Below are 16,765 nucleotides of genomic sequence, written 5' to 3' on the forward strand. Positions count from 1 at the left end.
AATAGCGGCGATTGCACGGCCACGCAACTGGATTCAATGGAAGGCTTGGAGAAGGGCATGAGCCCCTCAATCCTCCAGCGTTCCCGACCTTGCATCGGCGCTCTTCCTGTCGCCGACCAGCTTCAGCAGATCTTCGCCGGCACGGATGATGCGGCGGGACCGCCGTGTCAGGATGATGCCTGCTTGCGGCGCAAACACCTGCGTGCGGCCGCCGGCTTCACCCGGCGCATGAACGATGGTGGCGAGCAGTGCGCCTTTTGCCACACGGTCGCCGGGCTTCACGTCGTAGAGGACCGCGCCCGCCCGAGGCGCCGGCATCATGTCGATGTTTTCGAGCGGTGCAACGATACCGGTGAAGCTGCTGGGCGTGGACAAGGCCTGGTCCAGGACCACGCCGCGCCCCACCAGCAGCCGATAGAGCCCCTCGGCATCGGAGCCGGCCAGAGCGCCGTCGACATCGAGGATGCCGCGATACTCGACCGTGGTGGCGACGCGCCGGTCGAACCGGGCCACATCGGCAGGGACGTTCAGATACGGTGTGATCGAGGCGCCTTCGAAGGTGCCGTCGGTGTCCTCACCCCACAGGATCACCGCATCGACGCCCATGGCCGCCGCACAATCCGCCATGGCCGGCCATAGGCTGGCATGGACATAGAGGTAGGCGAGGCCCTCGTCGTCGCAGTGCAGGTCGAGCACGATGTCGTGGCCGATCGACAGCTGCAGCAGCCGCGTCTTCAGCCGCTGGTCGGCCGTGCCAAATGTGGCGTCCGGCAAGAGCGTCGGGTCAGGCGCGGCCAGCAGCGGAAAGCCGCGGTTGAAGTTGGTGCGGGTGCCCAAGTGAAAACGGCCCTGATGCTCGCCGAAATGATACTGGGCGCGGCCGATCGGATTGGCCTGGGGTACGATGGTGATATCGCCCTTGATGCGGCCTTCCGCTTCGGCGTTTTCGAGCATCGGCATCAGCGCGTCGATGGCGACGACCCCCGGCAGTTCGCCGGCATGCAGTGCCGCCTGCAGATAGGCCGAAGGTGCGGCCTTGTCGCTGCCGTCAAAGCGGAACCCTTCGAAGCGGAACACTGGGAATTCGTAGCAAACGCCCTCGCTGTCGCCGGCAATGCGCTCGATCGATTTCTGCATGATACTCCTCCAGGAAAGAGGCTGAACACATGCCCTTTCGCCGATACGCTGTCGATTGGTCCAGTCTGCTGCGCTATGGGCGCAACTATTGCGCGGCGTGCGTCACCAGCAGCTGGCGGTCCAACGTCTGCGACACCGCCACGGCGATCGCCAGCGGCGCCAAAACCGCGCCGTTGTGCGCTTGCCGCTTGCGGTCGTAGCCTATGCCAGCGGCTTCAATTCCTGGGCAATGGTGGGCAGAAGTTCCGAGACGTTGGGGTGGATGTGCATGGCGCGCGCGAGCGTGCTGACCGGCGCCTTGGCGTACATCAGGTCGAGCACGCAGTGGATCGCCTCGTCGCCGCCGGGGCCGAGCACCGAACAGCCGAGGATTTCCTTGGTGTCGGCGTCGACCAGGATCTTCATGAAACCTTGCGTCTCGCCTTTTTCGACGGCGCGGCCGACGCGGGTCATCGGCCGCTGGCCGACCAGCGCGCGACGGTCGGACTTTCTTACCGCCGTCTCGGTCATGCCGCAGCGGCCGAGCGGCGGGTCGGTATAGAGCGCATAGGCTTCGATGCGGTCGCTCACCTTGCGCGGATCGTCGTCGAGCAGATTGGCGGCGACGATCTCGTAGTCGTTGTAGGAGGTGTGGGTGAAGGCGCCCTTGCCGTTGCAGTCGCCCATCGCCCAGATGCCGGGCACGCTGGTGCGAAGCTGGTCGTCAACGACAATGAAGCCGCGTTTGTCGACCTCGACGCCGGCCTTGTCGAGGCCGAGATCGTCGGTGTTGGGCGTCCGGCCCACTGCCAGCAGCACATGCGAGCCGACCGCCGGCGCCTTGCCGGCGGAGAACGTCACGGCAATGTCGCTGCCCTGCCTGGCGAAGCCGATGTCGTCGGCGCCGAGATGGACGGTGATGTCTTCGTTTTCGAAGATGGACAGGATGGCGGCCGAGACATCCTCGTCCTCGCGGCCGATCAGCCGCGGGGTTTTCTCGATCACCGTGACCTCTGAACCGAAACGGCGGAACATCTGCGCGAATTCGAGCGAGACGTAACTGCCGCCGACGACGACGAGGTGGCGCGGCAGCACGTCGAGATCCATCATCGACGAATTGGTCAGGAACGAAATGTCGTTGACGCCTGGCAGGTCCGGCACCGAGGCACGGCCGCCGGTGTTGATGAATATTTTCCCGGCGCTCAGCAGGTCGTCGCCGACGCGCACGGTGTTGGCCGATTCGAAGCGCGCATGGCCGCGATAAAGCGTGCATCTGTCCATGCCGGCAATCCAGCTTTCGAGGTTGCCGCGGGCGTCGTCCGACACCTTGTCCTTGCGTGCCTTGATCGCCTTGTAGTCGACGCCGACCGGACCGGAGAGCGTCACGCCGTAGTCGGCGGCGCGGCGGGCAAGATGCGCGGCATAAGCGCTGGCCACCATGGCCTTGGTCGGCATGCAGCCGGTGTTGACGCAGGTCCCGCCGACCAGCTTGCGCTCGATCAGCGCCACGCTCATGCCGGCCGCCGTCAGCCGGCCGGCGAGCGGCGGGCCGGCCTGTCCGGCGCCGATGATGATTGCGTCGAATGTCTTTGCCGTCATGCCACCGCCGCCACGATCAGCAGGCCGCCGATGATCGCCACCGCGTCCTCGATGAAGGCTGCGGGCTGGTCTTTGCCGAAAGCCAGCGCCAGACGTTTGCGCAGCTCGGCGCCGCCCAGCGTGCCGATCACCGCGCCGATTGCGCCGGCGATCAGGCCGCCGATGGTGGCGCCGCCGGTCGCCCCGATCACCGCGCCGGTGAAGGCGCCCATGACAATGCGTGCGCCGAACTGCTGCGGCACCTTGCGGCTCGGCGTCGACGGCAACTGATCGGTGACCAGCTCGACGATGGCCAGGATGGTGAAGATGCCGACGGTGATCCAGTGGCCCATGAAACCAGCCCAGGTTCCGGCGACCGGCAGCCAGCCGAGATAAGCGCCCCAGGCGACGGCGGCAGGCGCGGTCATGGCGCGAAGGCCGGCAACGACGCCGATCAGAAGTGCAAGGATGTACAGCATGATTGATCCCCCTCGATCACACGGCCTGGGATAGCCCGGCCGGGGTAGGCTAGCATAGGATCGGCATTTGACCAGAGCCTGCGATGTCTGGCGTTACCCGATTTTTATGGACTGTGCTTTGACACCACGTTGAAACAGCAGGGTAAGACAGGAGGGCATCGCCTTGAACAGAAGCGAGCGCGTAAAGATGGCCGCGGGCGAGTGGTACACTTGCCTCGACGCAGAGCTGGAGGCGCTGCGCATCGTCGCACGCGACGCGGTGTTCGAACACAATTCCTTGCCGCCCCGGCAACGTGGCGACGTCGGACCTGCCCTGAAGCCGCTGCTCGGCGCTGTGGGCGAGGGCGCCCGGATCGAAGCGCCGTTCCACTGCGCCTACGGCTTCAATCTCTTTCTCGGCGACGGCGTCTTTCTCAATGCCGGCTGCACCATCCTCGATACGGCGCCAGTCCGCATCGGCAAGGGAACGCTGCTCGGCCCCAATGTGCAGATCTATTGCGCCGAGCACCACAAGGAGGCGGCGGGTCGACAGGCCGGGCTGGAGATCGCGAAGCCGGTCGAGATCGGTGACAATGCCTGGATCGGCGGCAGTGCCATCATCCTCGGCGGGATCAGCATCGGCGCCGGCGCCATTGTCGGAGCGGGTGCTGTGGTGACGAGCGATGTGCCGGCAAACACCAGGGTTGTCGGCAACCCGGCGCGGCCGGTCAGGCGTGGCTGAGCATCCTTTGTTCCAGCTGGATCAGCGAAGCGGCGAGATTAGCACGGTCACTTAGCAGGAGGTGGATGCAATCGCGTATCGAGCGCAAAGACCTCCTGTATCTTCATCGCATAGGCGCCCTTCGCGACGCTCGCCTCGAAGATCAGATTCCAGCTATTCTGCGACACCGCGCTCGGAATCACCACGAACCGATGTCGTTTGAGAAGATTGTCGCCGAATGCCTGTTGCCCAGAGCTCGGGATGCCCGGACGCAGCCAGTTAGGGTTCGGAACGGCGGCAGGGTCGACGATATGCACATCCGTGACATCGCTGATTATTGCCGCAGTCATCACATGCGCGATCGTGTCGAGCACCCTAAAACCTTTATGGACTGCAACTTCGAGAATTGCAGTCGAAGGATCGATTGAGCAGTAGACCGCGTGCACGCCCCTGCTGTTCCATCGTCCGCCGACCCTGTATGCGCCCTCGCCACTGTCCCATGTAGGCGCACACGCAGCCTGATCGAGACGCCAGCCAATGACGTCGGAGCCGCCAAGCACCGCCGGCAGCGGCGTCATGCATAAACGCCGTATTCAAGACGCTCGAGATAGTCTTCCACAAGCTCGACACCCGCCGGGGTTGCCAGAAGATCGATGGGACGACGCTGGTCGAGCCCGATCGCCGGGCGCTCCAGCCATTGCTCGGCTTCCGCCTGTGAACCGAACACGTCGGTCGCTTTCGACAGGATCTCCGCAAATTTCCAGGTTCGCCCGCTCTGATCCTGGCTGAGAGGCTTGGAAGGTGCATCCTTCCGGCGCTGGTAGGTGCGCAAGCTCATACCGACGGCCTTCTCGAGCGAATCAGTCTTCTGGATGAATACGAGCTGCCCAAGGAGATGGTCTAGCGCCGAACCCGGCAGGCCGTGCACAAGCAACTCATGGGCGTCCAATGCGCTCCTGAGGTTCCGTGATAGAATGCGGGTGCCGCCGAGCAACCTGGCTACCTTTTGCAGTTCATTGTTTCTTGGCCCTGCATCTGCCTTTTCCAATGCCATCGCCACGAGCCTGCCTCCTAACGTCATCTGTCGCTTCGTATATGACAGATGACGCAAGCCCTTTCAAGAAGGGGCAGGATCGATTGACCATCACCTCGGCGCTTGCGCCACGAGCTCCTGCTGAGCGTTCTTCGAGAATTCGCGCCGGTACTGCGCTGGCGTGGTTCTGAGCCGCGCCGCGAAGTGCTGGCGCAGCGACGTGGCACTGCCGAAACCGGCCTCGAAGGCGATCGAATCCATCGATTTTTCCGTCGCTTCCAGCAGCCGCTGCGCCAGCGCGACGCGCTGGTCGGTCAGCCAGTCGCCGAAGCTGGTGCCGATCGATTTTTGAAAGCGGCGCGTGAATGTCCGGCGGGTGAGGCCGGCGGCATCGGCGACACTGTCCAGACTGTGCGTCTCGCCCAGCGTCTTGCGCACTGCGTCGAGAGCCTGTGTGAAGCGGTCGGCATTGCCGGTCCTGGCGATGGGGCGTTCTATGAACTGCGCCTGCCCGCCCTGCCGATGGGGAGAAAGGACGATCTGCCGGGCGAGGCGCAGCGCCGCTTCGGCCCCGCAGCGGGCCCGCACGATGTGCAGGCAGCAGTCGAGCCCGGCGGCGACACCGGCCGAAGTCACGACGTCGCCATTATCGATGTAGAGCACCTCCGGCTCGACGAGAATGTCGGGATAGAGGGCCTGCAGCTGCTCGGAAAAAGCCCAGTGCGTCGCGGCGCGTCGCTCCGAAAGCAGTCCGGTCGCCGCAACAGCGAACGTCCCCAAGCACAGTCCGACAATCAGCGCGCCGCGCCGGTGCGCGCGACGCAGCGCCTCGATCAGTGCCCGTGGCGGTGGGACTTCGAGGTTCTTCCAGCTAGGCACGATGACGATCTCGGCGTCATCGAGCGCGGAAAGCCCGTGGGGAACGCTGATGGTCAGCCCCGCATCGGTGCGGATCGGCCCGTTCTCAATCGCGCAGACGCGGAAGTCGAAGCGCGGCAGGCCGAGCGCCGTGCGATCCTCTGCGAATACAAGGCACGGCACGGAAAGGTGGAACGGACTGATGCCATCGAAGGCGATGGCGGCAACGATCGAATCTGCCATGATGAGCACCAATGAGGGTAGGTTCAAATTGTCCCAATTCTTTCGAACAATGTCAATCGGGACACTTTTTGCGGGCCGATGCCGAGCCTATCCTCCACCCATCAGCGTCAACGGGAAAGGAAAACCCCATGTCGGAACCAGCCAAAGGCAAGCCCCACGCCGCGCCCTCATCGTCGTCGACGTTCAGAACGACTATGACGGTGGCAACCTCGCCATCAAGCACCCGCCCTTCCGCGACAGTGTCGCCAATGTGGCGCGCGCCATGGACGCGGCGGCCGAGGCGGGCGTTAAGGTGGTGGTCATCAAGCAGTTGGCGCCGGAAACGTCACCGGTCTTCGCCAAGGGCAGCCATGGCGCCGAATTGCATCCCGAGATATCAAGGCGAAGCCGCGATCATTATGTCGAAAAAACCTTGCCGAGCGCCTTCACCGGTACCGACCTAGAGGACTGGTTGCGCGCCAACGGCATCGATACGGTCACCGTCGTCGGTTACATGACGCATAACTGCGATCTGTCGACAGTCATCCACGCTGTCCATATGGGTTTTGCCGTGGAGTTCCTGTCCGACGCCACCGGCTCTGTGCCCTATGCCAACAGCGCCGGCTACGCTTCGGCCGAGGATATCCACCGCGTGGTGACTGTTATCTTGCAGTCGCGCTTCGCCGCCGTTCTCAGGACCGCCGAATGGATCGACTGCCTGAAGACCGGCACGCTGCCCGAACGCGACACGATCCACGCTTCCAACCAGCGCGCGCTGGCGCGGAGCGCCGCTTAGAAAATTGTCGCGGAGAAGCAAAGTGGGCGCCGCAGCGATGCGGCGCCCTCGTCATTCCGGCCTTCAGAATTCTCAGAACAGCCCTTCGATCTGGCCCATCTCGTTCAGGAATATCTTTTCCGAGGACGGCGCCTTCGGAAGACCGGGCATGGTCATGACCTCGCCGCAGATGACAACGATGAAGCCGGCGCCGGCAGACAGCCTGACCTCGCGCACCGGCACGGTGTGGCCGGTCGGCGCGCCGCGCAGGTTCGGGTCGGTCGAGAAGGAATATTGCGTCTTGGCCATGCAGACCGGCAGGTTGCCGTAGCCGGCGTGCTCCCAGGCGTGGAGCTGGTCGCGAACCGACTTGTCGGCGATCGCTTCGGAACCGCGATAGATGCGCTGGACGATGGTGTTGATCTTCTCGAACAGCGGCATGGCGTCGGGATAGAGCGGCGCAAACTGCGACACGCCGGATTCGGCAAGCGCCACCACCCTGCTGGCGAGCTCCTCGATGCCGGCCGACCCCTTGGCCCAGTGCTTGCACAGGACTGCCTCTTCGCCCATCGAGGCGACATAGTCCTTCATCGCCTGGATCTCGGCGTCGGTGTCGGAATAGAAATGGTTGATGGCGACCACCGCCGGCACACCGAACTGCCTGATATTCTCGACGTGACGGCCGAGATTGGCGCAGCCCTTCTTGACCGCCTCGACATTCTCCTTGCCGAGGTCTTCCTTCTTGACGCCGCCATTCATCTTCATCGCGCGCACGGTGGCGACGATGACCGCTGCCGCCGGCTTCAGGCCGGCCTTGCGGCACTTGATGTCGAAGAATTTTTCGGCACCGAGATCGGCGCCAAAACCGGCTTCGGTGACGACATAGTCGGCAAGTTTTAGCGCCGTCGTGGTGGCGACGACCGAGTTGCAGCCATGCGCGATGTTGGCGAAGGGGCCGCCATGGACGAAGGCCGGGTTGTTCTCCAGCGTCTGCACCAGGTTGGGCTGCATGGCGTCCTTCAGCAGCACGGCCATGGCGCCGTCGGCCTTGAGGTCGCGGGCGTAGACGGCCGACTTGTCGCGGCGATAGGCGACGATGATGTCGCCGAGGCGCTTTTCCAGGTCCTTCAGGTCGGTGGCGAGGCAGAGGATCGCCATGACTTCCGAGGCGACGGTGATGTCGAAGCCCCCCTCGCGCGGAAAGCCGTTGGCGACGCCGCCGAGCGAGCAGATGATCTCGCGCAGCGCCCGGTCGTTCATGTCCATGACGCGGCGCCAGACGACGCGGCGGATGTCGATGCCGAGGTCGTTGCCCCAGTAGATGTGGTTGTCGATCAGCGCCGAAAGCAGATTATGCGCAGTGGTGATGGCATGGAAATCGCCGGTGAAGTGGAGGTTCATGTCCTCCATCGGCACGACCTGCGCATAGCCGCCGCCGGCAGCACCGCCCTTGACGCCGAAATTCGGGCCGAGCGAGGCCTCACGGATGCAGACGATGGCCTTCTTGCCAATGCGATTGAGACCGTCGCCGAGGCCCACCGTCGTCGTCGTCTTGCCTTCGCCGGCCGGCGTCGGGTTGATGGCGGTGACGAGGATCAGCTTGCCGTCCTTGTTTGCCTTCACCGACTTGATGAACTCGGCCGAGATCTTCGCCTTGTCGTGGCCGTAAGGCAAAAGATGCTCGCTCGGAATGCCGATCTTCTGGCCGATCTCCTGGATCTGCTTCTTGTCGGCGGCGCGCGCGATCTCGATGTCGGACTTCACTTCGGCCATGGCGGCTTTCCTCTGGATTGGACGGTGGAGGGGACGGGTTTGATCAGTGTGGTCGCAAGCCTGTTCGAAACAGCCCGGCACTGCAGGCGAGGGCACGTTCTAACCCTGTCGCTGCCGTGGCGTCAACTTGCATGCAACTATGTTTCCTATGAAGAAAGGTTGTGGTGTTCCCGGTCGACCTGTCCCGGGTCTTCGCGCCCGGTTGTCGCGCCGTATAGAAGCCAGAGCACGCGTCGTTCTGCCGTCTCAAAACAGCCGCGGAATGCACGGAATGCGACAGGGTTCGCGCGCCGGTCGGCGCTTCGAGCGGTCGCGCTAGAATGCGCCGATCTGGTGCATCAGCCCCAAGCCGTCAAGCTGGCCGAAATGTTCGACCACGATGCCGTTCTCGACGCGATCAATGTTAATTACACCAACCGAGACGCAATTTCCGCTCGGTTCGACGCCATGGAAGATGCCGGTGTGCGTGCCCTGAAAGCGGCCGCGCGTGACCACATTGTCGGCATCGCTGACATAGTCGTCGATGACGTGATGTCCGTCCGGGAATCCGACAAAGAACTCGGTCAGCGATTTGCGCCAGTCGTCGAAGCCGATCGGGTTGGCGCTGGCGAGATGAACGGCGAGATCCGGAGAGACCAGACTGGCCAGTTTATCCCAGTCTTGCGCATCGATCGTGGCATAGAAATTTCGAGCAATTTCGCGGATATCCATCGCGTGTCCTCGCTGGCTGCCGCCCACGATTGAACGACGACGAGACGATCAGGTTCCGCTCCCCGCAATGCGCAACCGAACCACTGCGACAGAAGGTTGCTGGATCCCGACCAGTACCGGCAGTGATTTCAAGCCAGGGCGTCTTCCACCAGTCGCTTGCTTCACCGATCCAGAACGGACCTGATCTCGACGAGGTTCGATCGCACCCTAAGCACATAGAATCCCATCGTGGTGAGGTGGGTGGGCATGATCCAGCCGTCCTCGCGGCCGTTGGAGATTATGAAAGGCCGGATGGCGAGCGCTGCCTTGAGCTGGCCTTCTACGCTGTTCCACAGTGGCGTGAGGCCGCGATTGTCGAGGATCTGCTGGAAGTCGTGATGCGCCGCCGTCAGGATGCCGTAATACCCATAGAGCTGGCCGTAGGCGAACCAGAAGCGGTCGTCAGCGCGCGTATCGAACCAGCCGCTGTTGAAGTTCTGCGAACGGTCGCGGATCATGTCCGACGTCGAGCCTATGTCACTCGCGATCCGGTCGACGAACTGCAACAGATTGTCGGCGCGCGCGTTGAAGACAACTTCGCATTTCATCAGCCGGTCGTTGAAGGCGCGAAGGCTGCTCGCCGCCGTGCGATAGAAACTCGGCGTCGGGGTTTTCGGACCAAAGGGCCTGAGGCCGAAATACCAGGTTTCCTCATCGAAGGTGATCGCGCCGCGCGCATCCTGCAGGTTCTGGTCGATCTGGCTGGTGCCGCGAACGCGGCCCAGCGTGTCGACAAGCTCGACAGCGGTGCGCCGGATGGCCTGATTGACCCCACGCTGGAAGGAGGCCTTGTTGTCGAGAAACGGCGTGTGGTCCCAGTCCATGCCGAAGAACCCGAGCTTGTAGAGTATCATCGACGAGATCCAGGCGTTCTCGTTGACGTTGAAATCGATGAGATCGGCCGCGACCTGGACAATGGCCGAGTTGGTGCAGGTCTTGACTTCTCCCTCGACGCCAGCGGTTTCCCCGGTGGCAGAAGGAGCGGGCTGCGGCGGGGCGGTTCCGGCCGGCTGTGTGAAATTATATGCCTGCGCATACGCGGGATTGAAATTGCTCCAGACCTGCGTGTTCCAGATGAAGTAGCCGTAGAGGCCGACCAGCATGAGCAGAGCGAGGCCGAGCACCGCCTTCAGGATCCAGCCGCGCTGCGTGTACCAGCGCCCAGCCCACATGAACGGCCACAGGATCACGCCGATGGCGAAGCCGATACCGCGGCCGATCCACTGGAAAATCCGTGTGAAGAAATTCACGATCGGATCAAGCATGGCGATGTCACCCCCTCGTCAGTCAGCCGGTCATTCAATCGGTAAGGCCGTAGAGGCGTGTGCGAAACGCCACCTTGTCTTTCAGATATGTGGTTTTCAGAACGTCCACAACATGCGATCGCCAGGCGTCGCTGAAGCCGTCATAGTCCCTGTAGAAGCCCGGTTTGTTGAACACGTAGCGCGAGACGAAGTCCTGCGGCACGAAATCCGAGATCAGCTGGTTGGTCAGCCAGGCGTCGGGATGGCCGGGCTTGGCCCGGATCGCCAGGAAACGCTGCTGCGGGAACACGTCCTCGATCTTGAGATAGCCGAGGCGAGCGATCTCGCGCTTGGCGGCGTTGAGAAAGGGAAAATTACCGTCCCTGGTGATCAGGTCGGCATGGCCGTGGATCCAGGTCTGCAGCCAGACCTTGTCGACGTCGGTCAGGTTGCGGTCGGGCTCGGCGTCGCGGATCAGCGCGCGCACCACCATCTCAGCGCGATGTTCGAGATAGCCTGATGTTTCGATCCATGAGGCACGCGGCAGTTCGATGCGGCCGGTCGCGGCGAGGAACTTGAACACCCTGTCGGCATCATTGATCGAGAGGTAGCTTACCTGCCACGGCCGCGAGCGGCGGAAGCCGGGTGCTGCCGGGTCGCTGATCACCGTCGTCATATCAGGGTCGATGAACACATAGAGCCCGCCGAAATGGCTGGTCCAATAGGCGCTGTGGCGAAAGATCACCTGATCCGGCACCAGCGCGTTCTCGCGGATGTCGCCGCAGATCTTGGCAAGCTCCACCATGCGGGTGAGCATGGCGTTGTCGCGCCAGGCGTCCGGCTCCTGCTTCAGCTGGTCGACGAGCTTGCCGAGTTCGGCGGCCTTGCCGAGCACGTCCTCCGCCGACAGCACCTTGAACTCGACCTGGTTGATCGACAGCAGATCTTCGATGTCGTCGACCTTGGGAACCGAATCCTCGATCTCGCCGTAGATGACATCCTTGATGGTCAGCGCGTCGATGGCGCGCTGGTTCGTCGACATGAACTCGAACATCAGTTGCGAGGTGTTGGAAAAGGCGGTGTGGACCACCGGCAGATCGATCTGCGACGGGGTCAGGATGATGAAACGGCGGTTGATCTCGTTGGGATCGAGGTAGTTATAGTCGCCGCATTCCTCGGCCACCTGCGGCGAGAAGCCGGTGCGGTCGATCTCGAAGCTTTTCAGCTTCGTCGGATTCAGGCCGAAGGCGACCAACGCCTTGTTGTAGCGCTGGATGAGATGCGGCTCGTCTACGGTCAGCAGCCGGCCGTAGATCAGCTCGTTCTCGCGCAGCAGATCGGATTTCCTGGCCGGGCTCATTCTTCCTTCTCCCCGTTTACGGGGAGAAGGTGCCCGAAGGACGGATGAGGGGCGGCGCAGACGCTCATCATCTTTCCTCTGAAGTTGCTGACGGCAGAAATTTCGCGTCGACAGCGATCATTTTTTTATCCAGTCGACCGTCCAGGACCGCTACGATCGTATCCAACACGCTTTTGCGACTCGCTAGAACATCAGCGTGCCACACCCGCAGCACCGACCAGCCGTTCCGGTTCATCGTTTCGTCCCTGTACCGATCCTGAGATCGATTTGCGTGCTGGCTTCCATCAACTTCCACAACCAGATTGGCTTCACGGCAGGCAAAGTCTGCAAAATATGGACCGATTGGCAATTGACGAACAAATTTATGGCCATTCAATCTCCGTCCACGCAGTTCGCTCCAGAGTTTTTCCTCGGCGTCGTTTTCAACTTTCCGAAGTTGCCGGGCCTTTGATACTTTCGGTTCGTTTCCACCACGCATTGCGCTGCCCCTCATCCGCCCTTCGGGCACCTTCTCCCCGTGAACGGGGAGAAGGAAGAACCTCACGCATTCCACAGGCCCTTCTTCTTCAACTCCTCGATCTCGCGGACCGCGCGGTCGCGCAGGCGGGTGTCGCGGATCATCTTGGTCACCGCCGCGTCGTCGGACTTGTCGGAGTAGCGGAACTCCGAGTCGGCGTAGCGGTTGACCTCCTGCATGACCATGTCCATCGAGAACGGGCCGCGCAGTTCCTCGATCATCGCCTTCTTGTCGTCGTAGCCCTTGTGCATGAAGACTTCCGGCTTCTCGAACCACTCGTCCGGCAGCTCGATGTCCATGGCGCGCATCTTGATCGCGTCGGTGACGTTCCTGATGGCGCGGCCGGTGAAGCGCGGCTCGGCCTCCTTGATCATGTGCAGATAGGTGCCGATGTCGGCCATCGACTTCGGTGCGCCGTTCTCCTTCATGTAGCGCTCATAGACCTTCATGAGACCGTCTTCCCTGGGCTTCTCATGCTCTTCATAGGCTTCCATCACCGCGCGCTGGATTTCCTGGGCGGCGTAGAGCTTGTGGTCGCCGAGCGGGATCTTGTGGTTCTTGCCGGCGAGCAGCACGAAGATGTCGATGTAATCGTCGCGGCTCTGCGGCCCATCGACCAGCCAGCGGGCGCCGGCGCGCTGGCGCAGCGCGTCGTCGACGTTTTCGGGATAGTTGGAGAACATGCCGAAGGAGCAGTTGCCGCGCACCACCGTGCCGGCGCCCCCGAACGCGTCCATCAGGACTCCGGTGATTTCCTGCTGGCCGGCCGAGGCGCGATCATCGGAGCGGCGGGCCGCCACCTGATCGATATCGTCGATGGTGCCGAAGCCGATGACGCGCGGGTTCAGCACATTGTTGATGAACTGGCGGCAGTTCTGGCCCGACTTGCCCTGATAGGAGGAGATCTGGTCAACGCCGAAATTCTCGTAGGCGAAGGGATAGCCGGCGACCTGGCAGTAACCGTTGACGAGACCGGCGATCATCTGGATCAGCGTCGTCTTGCCGGTACCGGGCGCGCCGTCGCCGATGAAGGTGAACAGGAAGCCGCCGAGTTCGACGAACGGGTTCAGCTCGCGCTCGAAATCGTAAGCCATCAGCATCTTGGCGAGCTTCACCGACTGGTACTTGGCGATGTGGTTGCCGACAACCTCTTCCGGCTTCTTGAAGGTCATCACCAGCGGCTTCGACCGCTTGCCCGGTGCGACGTCGAAGCCGTCGAGGGTGAAGTCGTCGACGTCGATGCGGATATGCGCGTTCTCGAACGGACCGATGCCGTCGAAGCGGCCCTTTCGCGCCAAAAGCCCGTCGATGGCGACGCGGGCGAAGGCGCGCGCCCGGGTCATCAGCTCGGCGTCGTCCTTCGCGCCTGATATCGCCCTGTCGAGGCCGGCAACAATTGACTTCACTGCATCCTGCGGCGTGTCGAACAGGAAGTCCGGCTCGGGCGTATCGTTCGGCGCCTCGCCGTCGCTGTCGATCAGCTGGAACAGATAGGAGGCGAGGCTGAAGGCCGAAATATAGGCCGAAGCCGACAGCAGCTTCTTGAATGTGGCGGCCTCGTCGCCTTCGAGCGGGGCGCGGGCGTTTTTCGCCTTCAAGCTCTCGAGATCTGAGCCTTCGGCGAAGACATCAGCGATGGCAAGCGCGATCGCCAGCCCGCGCCGGGTGCGAAACAGCAGCATGTGCTGTGCAATGCTCAGCAACTGGTCGTCGGGATGGACGGCGGCGACGGTCTTGGAAAGCTCGACCTCGCGTGTGCGGCGCGCCGAGCCGACCGAGACGGTCGAAACGAAGCGGCGGTTGGTGCCGGCAAGTGCCGTTCCGGATTCCCGCGACGGATCCTCCAGCACGACGATGCGGGTGATGAAGCTCTGCGCCGTGGCGCGGTGCTTTTCGATTGCCGCTTCCGAAATCGTGGTCAGGCCGGTGTCCATGAAGGATGCTCCGCGATTTGACGGTCAGACGTCACTGATGACCTGTCCTTTGGACAGGATGTGGACCTTGTAGCCGGAAAAGATCTTCTGCGCCTCGCCGGCGGCGTAGAGCGCCTGATAGGCCTCATGCGGGATCAGCGCATGCTTCTCGTAGCTCGACACGCCCTGTCGCGCGGCCTCCAGATCGTCGGTGTCGATGAAGAATTCCTGCGTCGTCTTCTCGCTTGAGAAAAGGCCTTTGCGACCTGGCTTCTCGGCCTTGGAATAGACCTCCTGGATGGTCCAGGTCAGCAGCCAGGCGTTTTCCGGCCTGCGCACCTTGGCCAGCACTTCGCTCACCGTCGAATTGTTCTCGGTGATCCCTGCCGAATAGAACGGACCGAGCACGACGCGGCGCAACTGCTTGGGGTGGAGCGGCTCGAAATCCTTGTCGAGGTTGACCGCGATCGTCGCCGGCGACAGCGTATAGGCGGAATTCTTCTCGGTGAAGTCGTCGAAGCGGTGGGCGAGCTCGGGATTGAGCAGCCCGTCAACCGGAAGCGGAATGTCGACCTTGTCGTTGAGCTTGCCATTTCGGTCGACAAGCTGCCCGATCATCTCTTCGGAGGAATCCTCGACCGTCACCATATAGACCAGCGGCAGGTTGGCGCTGCCGTCGAAGGCGGCCCAGTGGACGAGATAGTAAGGCCGTCCGGTCTTCGAATTGACCGAGACTTTTGCCGTCTGCGCCAAAGTGAACGGCCCGAAGGTCGTCTCGCTCCTGACGCCCTCCAGATAGAGCCGCTCGGCCATCGACTTCTGCAGCGCCTCGGGGAATTCCTTGTGGCGCAGGATGAAATCGGCCATTTCCTCGCGCAACTCGTCGGCCAGCGGTATGTTGGCGAGACGCGTATCGGCCTGGCGGCGATCGTTTTCCAGTTCGAGCACGTTCTGGAAGACCGGAAAGCCGCTTTCGGCGCGCGAAATGCGGAACGTCTCCACGAAGCCCAGCCGGTTGCGCCAGCAGGAAAACGAGTTGTCGAGCCGCGCGATGTATTCGGCGACGATCTTGGCGACGATGCCGTGCCGGTAGAGCGGCGAGCGATCGTCGCGCATGAACACCTCGAGGCCGCTCAGCGCCGCGGTGATCGCCGAGAAATACCGCGCTGCCGCTTCATTTTCGGGGGTCATGCAGCCAGCCCTTGGTAGCGATGCGGGTGCAGCAATTATGACTGCACGTAGTTTGCCGCATTGTGCTTCTTCAGCACGTCGTCGAAGCGGCGGGCAAAGGCATCGTCGGCCAGCTTCTTGCGGCGCTGGATGTCGGCGGTCGCCACCATGTTCTTCTCGTGCATTTCGAGGAGATCGCCGATGTGCTTCTGCGAGGCCGCGCCGATGCCGGCCATGGTCTCCTCGGCGGTGTTGTCGACCTGGCTGCCCAGCGTGTTGATCTTGTGGGCGACGTCCTGCTGGGCGGCGGTCTTCAGCGAGTCTTCCAGCGCCTTGTAAAGGACGATGCGCTGCTCGGTATCGATGGTCAGCTTGTTGATCAGCGTCGACTGCGCCGCGATCTGGTTGTTGAGCGAATCGACGAAGGTCTGGAACATCGAGGTGTAGCGCTCCAGCGTCTGGCTTTCGGCCAGCAGCTCCTGCTCCTTGGCCTGCTTCTCGTTGTACTCCGTGGCCAGTTTCGAACGGTCGCCTTCGAGCTCGGTGCGCTCCTTCTGGCTGATCGAGGCGGCGATCTTGTTCTCGATGTCGAGCAGCATCGGATTGAGCTCCTCGATACGCTTCTGCACAGTCTCCAGATTGGACATGGTCGCCTTGCGGCGCTCGATCACCTGCGACAGGCTGGCCTCGGAGGTCTTGTAACGCTGGTCGAGGATCTGCTTCTGCGCCTTGAGGATGCCGACGATGGTGTCGGATTTCGCCAGAAGCTCCTGCAGATTGCCGGCCAGCGACATGTTGCGGACGCGGTCGGTGCGCATGCGTTGCTTGCTCTGGTCGGAAAATATGCCGACGAGGCTTTCCCAGCCGGTGTAGTTCTTCATGCTCTCGAATTCGGCGCCGAAGACGTTGGTGGCGTCCTCCAGCCCGATGATCAGGTCGGCGATGTTGCCTTCCATCACCTTCTGCTGCTTCAGCACATCCTCGATGCGGGCGTTCTCGAGGTCGAAATTGGCGTCGCCGATCTTCTTGTCGGTCTTGGCGAGCGTGTCGAGCACCGTGCCGGACTGCTCGATTTTCGTGCGCATGTCCTGCACGACCTGCTTGGTCTTGGCAATTTCGGCATCGAAATTCTGCAATGTCGCCATAGGGGCCTCCCGCTTCGGCATCTGTTTCGTGTCGCGAACCGCCGCGAATATATGTGTGGCATGGGGGGAAGGGAAGGCGGAAGATTAGGAGTTTGCGAAGGATAGCGCCGAAACCCGACACAAAAAACCCGC

The 16,765-nt window shown here is 62.4% G+C and carries 16 protein-coding genes; 2 read left to right on the top strand and 14 right to left on the bottom strand.

Annotated features, from left to right (window positions below):
• Positions 1-66: 66 nt before the first annotated feature.
• From AC0L14_RS11560 to AC0L14_RS11570, 3 genes are all read right to left on the bottom strand, one after another.
• Positions 67-1,137: a M14 family metallopeptidase gene (locus tag AC0L14_RS11560; RefSeq protein ID WP_473527253.1), complete on the bottom strand. Its 1,071-nt coding sequence runs from the start codon at positions 1,135-1,137 to the stop codon at positions 67-69.
• Positions 1,138-1,338: 201 nt separating this feature from the next.
• Positions 1,339-2,715 (bottom strand): FAD-containing oxidoreductase, encoded by a 1,377-nt coding sequence (locus AC0L14_RS11565; protein ID WP_473749509.1) that lies wholly within the window; start codon positions 2,713-2,715, stop codon positions 1,339-1,341.
• Positions 2,712-3,173 (bottom strand): DUF4126 domain-containing protein, encoded by a 462-nt coding sequence (locus AC0L14_RS11570; RefSeq protein ID WP_473749511.1) that lies wholly within the window; start codon positions 3,171-3,173, stop codon positions 2,712-2,714. The genes AC0L14_RS11565 and AC0L14_RS11570 overlap by 4 nt, the downstream gene beginning before the upstream one ends.
• 163 nt (positions 3,174-3,336) lie before the next feature.
• Here AC0L14_RS11570 and AC0L14_RS11575 point away from each other — a divergent pair, with 163 nt between their 5' ends.
• On the top strand, positions 3,337-3,894 hold the full coding sequence (locus tag AC0L14_RS11575) for a sugar O-acetyltransferase (RefSeq protein ID WP_473527256.1): 558 nt from the start codon (positions 3,337-3,339) through the stop codon (positions 3,892-3,894).
• Positions 3,895-3,941: 47 nt separating this feature from the next.
• Here AC0L14_RS11575 and AC0L14_RS11580 read toward each other — a convergent pair whose 3' ends face one another.
• The 3 genes from AC0L14_RS11580 to AC0L14_RS11590 form a co-directional block, all read right to left on the bottom strand.
• Positions 3,942-4,451 (bottom strand): RES family NAD+ phosphorylase, encoded by a 510-nt coding sequence (locus AC0L14_RS11580; protein WP_473749512.1) that lies wholly within the window; start codon positions 4,449-4,451, stop codon positions 3,942-3,944.
• On the bottom strand, positions 4,448-4,927 hold the full coding sequence (gene parS / locus AC0L14_RS11585; protein ID WP_473749539.1) for a type II RES/Xre toxin-antitoxin system antitoxin: 480 nt from the start codon (positions 4,925-4,927) through the stop codon (positions 4,448-4,450). Before parS ends, AC0L14_RS11580 begins: the two co-directional genes overlap by 4 nt.
• 90 nt (positions 4,928-5,017) lie before the next feature.
• The gene (locus AC0L14_RS11590) at positions 5,018-6,007 is read right to left on the bottom strand and encodes a GlxA family transcriptional regulator (protein WP_473749513.1); all 990 of its coding nucleotides are present in this window, start codon (positions 6,005-6,007) and stop codon (positions 5,018-5,020) included.
• A 49-nt stretch (positions 6,008-6,056) separates the two neighbouring features.
• Here AC0L14_RS11590 and AC0L14_RS11595 point away from each other — a divergent pair, with 49 nt between their 5' ends.
• Positions 6,057-6,782, top strand: a complete 726-nt coding sequence (locus tag AC0L14_RS11595) for a cysteine hydrolase family protein (RefSeq protein WP_473749515.1) — start codon at positions 6,057-6,059, stop codon at positions 6,780-6,782.
• Between the two features lie 72 nt (positions 6,783-6,854).
• Here AC0L14_RS11595 and AC0L14_RS11600 read toward each other — a convergent pair whose 3' ends face one another.
• The 8 genes from AC0L14_RS11600 to AC0L14_RS11635 form a co-directional block, all read right to left on the bottom strand.
• Positions 6,855-8,534 (bottom strand): formate--tetrahydrofolate ligase, encoded by a 1,680-nt coding sequence (locus AC0L14_RS11600; protein ID WP_473527260.1) that lies wholly within the window; start codon positions 8,532-8,534, stop codon positions 6,855-6,857.
• Positions 8,535-8,849: 315 nt separating this feature from the next.
• The gene (locus AC0L14_RS11605) at positions 8,850-9,272 is read right to left on the bottom strand and encodes an ester cyclase (RefSeq protein ID WP_473749516.1); all 423 of its coding nucleotides are present in this window, start codon (positions 9,270-9,272) and stop codon (positions 8,850-8,852) included.
• A gap of 134 nt (positions 9,273-9,406) precedes the next feature.
• Positions 9,407-10,549, bottom strand: a complete 1,143-nt coding sequence (locus AC0L14_RS11610) for a DUF2333 family protein (RefSeq protein WP_473527262.1) — start codon at positions 10,547-10,549, stop codon at positions 9,407-9,409.
• Between the two features lie 34 nt (positions 10,550-10,583).
• Positions 10,584-11,888, bottom strand: a complete 1,305-nt coding sequence (locus AC0L14_RS11615) for a DUF6638 family protein (RefSeq protein ID WP_473749517.1) — start codon at positions 11,886-11,888, stop codon at positions 10,584-10,586.
• Positions 11,889-11,955: 67 nt separating this feature from the next.
• Positions 11,956-12,366, bottom strand: a complete 411-nt coding sequence (locus tag AC0L14_RS11620) for an endonuclease domain-containing protein (protein ID WP_095494434.1) — start codon at positions 12,364-12,366, stop codon at positions 11,956-11,958.
• Positions 12,367-12,428: 62 nt separating this feature from the next.
• Complete coding sequence (locus tag AC0L14_RS11625; protein ID WP_473749518.1) at positions 12,429-14,339, bottom strand: AAA family ATPase; 1,911 nt, start codon at positions 14,337-14,339, stop codon at positions 12,429-12,431.
• A gap of 24 nt (positions 14,340-14,363) precedes the next feature.
• The gene (locus AC0L14_RS11630; RefSeq protein WP_473749519.1) at positions 14,364-15,509 is read right to left on the bottom strand and encodes a hypothetical protein; all 1,146 of its coding nucleotides are present in this window, start codon (positions 15,507-15,509) and stop codon (positions 14,364-14,366) included.
• A 35-nt stretch (positions 15,510-15,544) separates the two neighbouring features.
• A complete protein-coding gene (locus AC0L14_RS11635; protein ID WP_473486819.1) occupies positions 15,545-16,633 on the bottom strand; it encodes a hypothetical protein in 1,089 nt (362 codons plus the stop codon).
• Positions 16,634-16,765 lie beyond the last annotated feature (132 nt).

The sequence above is a fragment of the Mesorhizobium sp. WSM4841 genome, assembly GCF_055811515.1.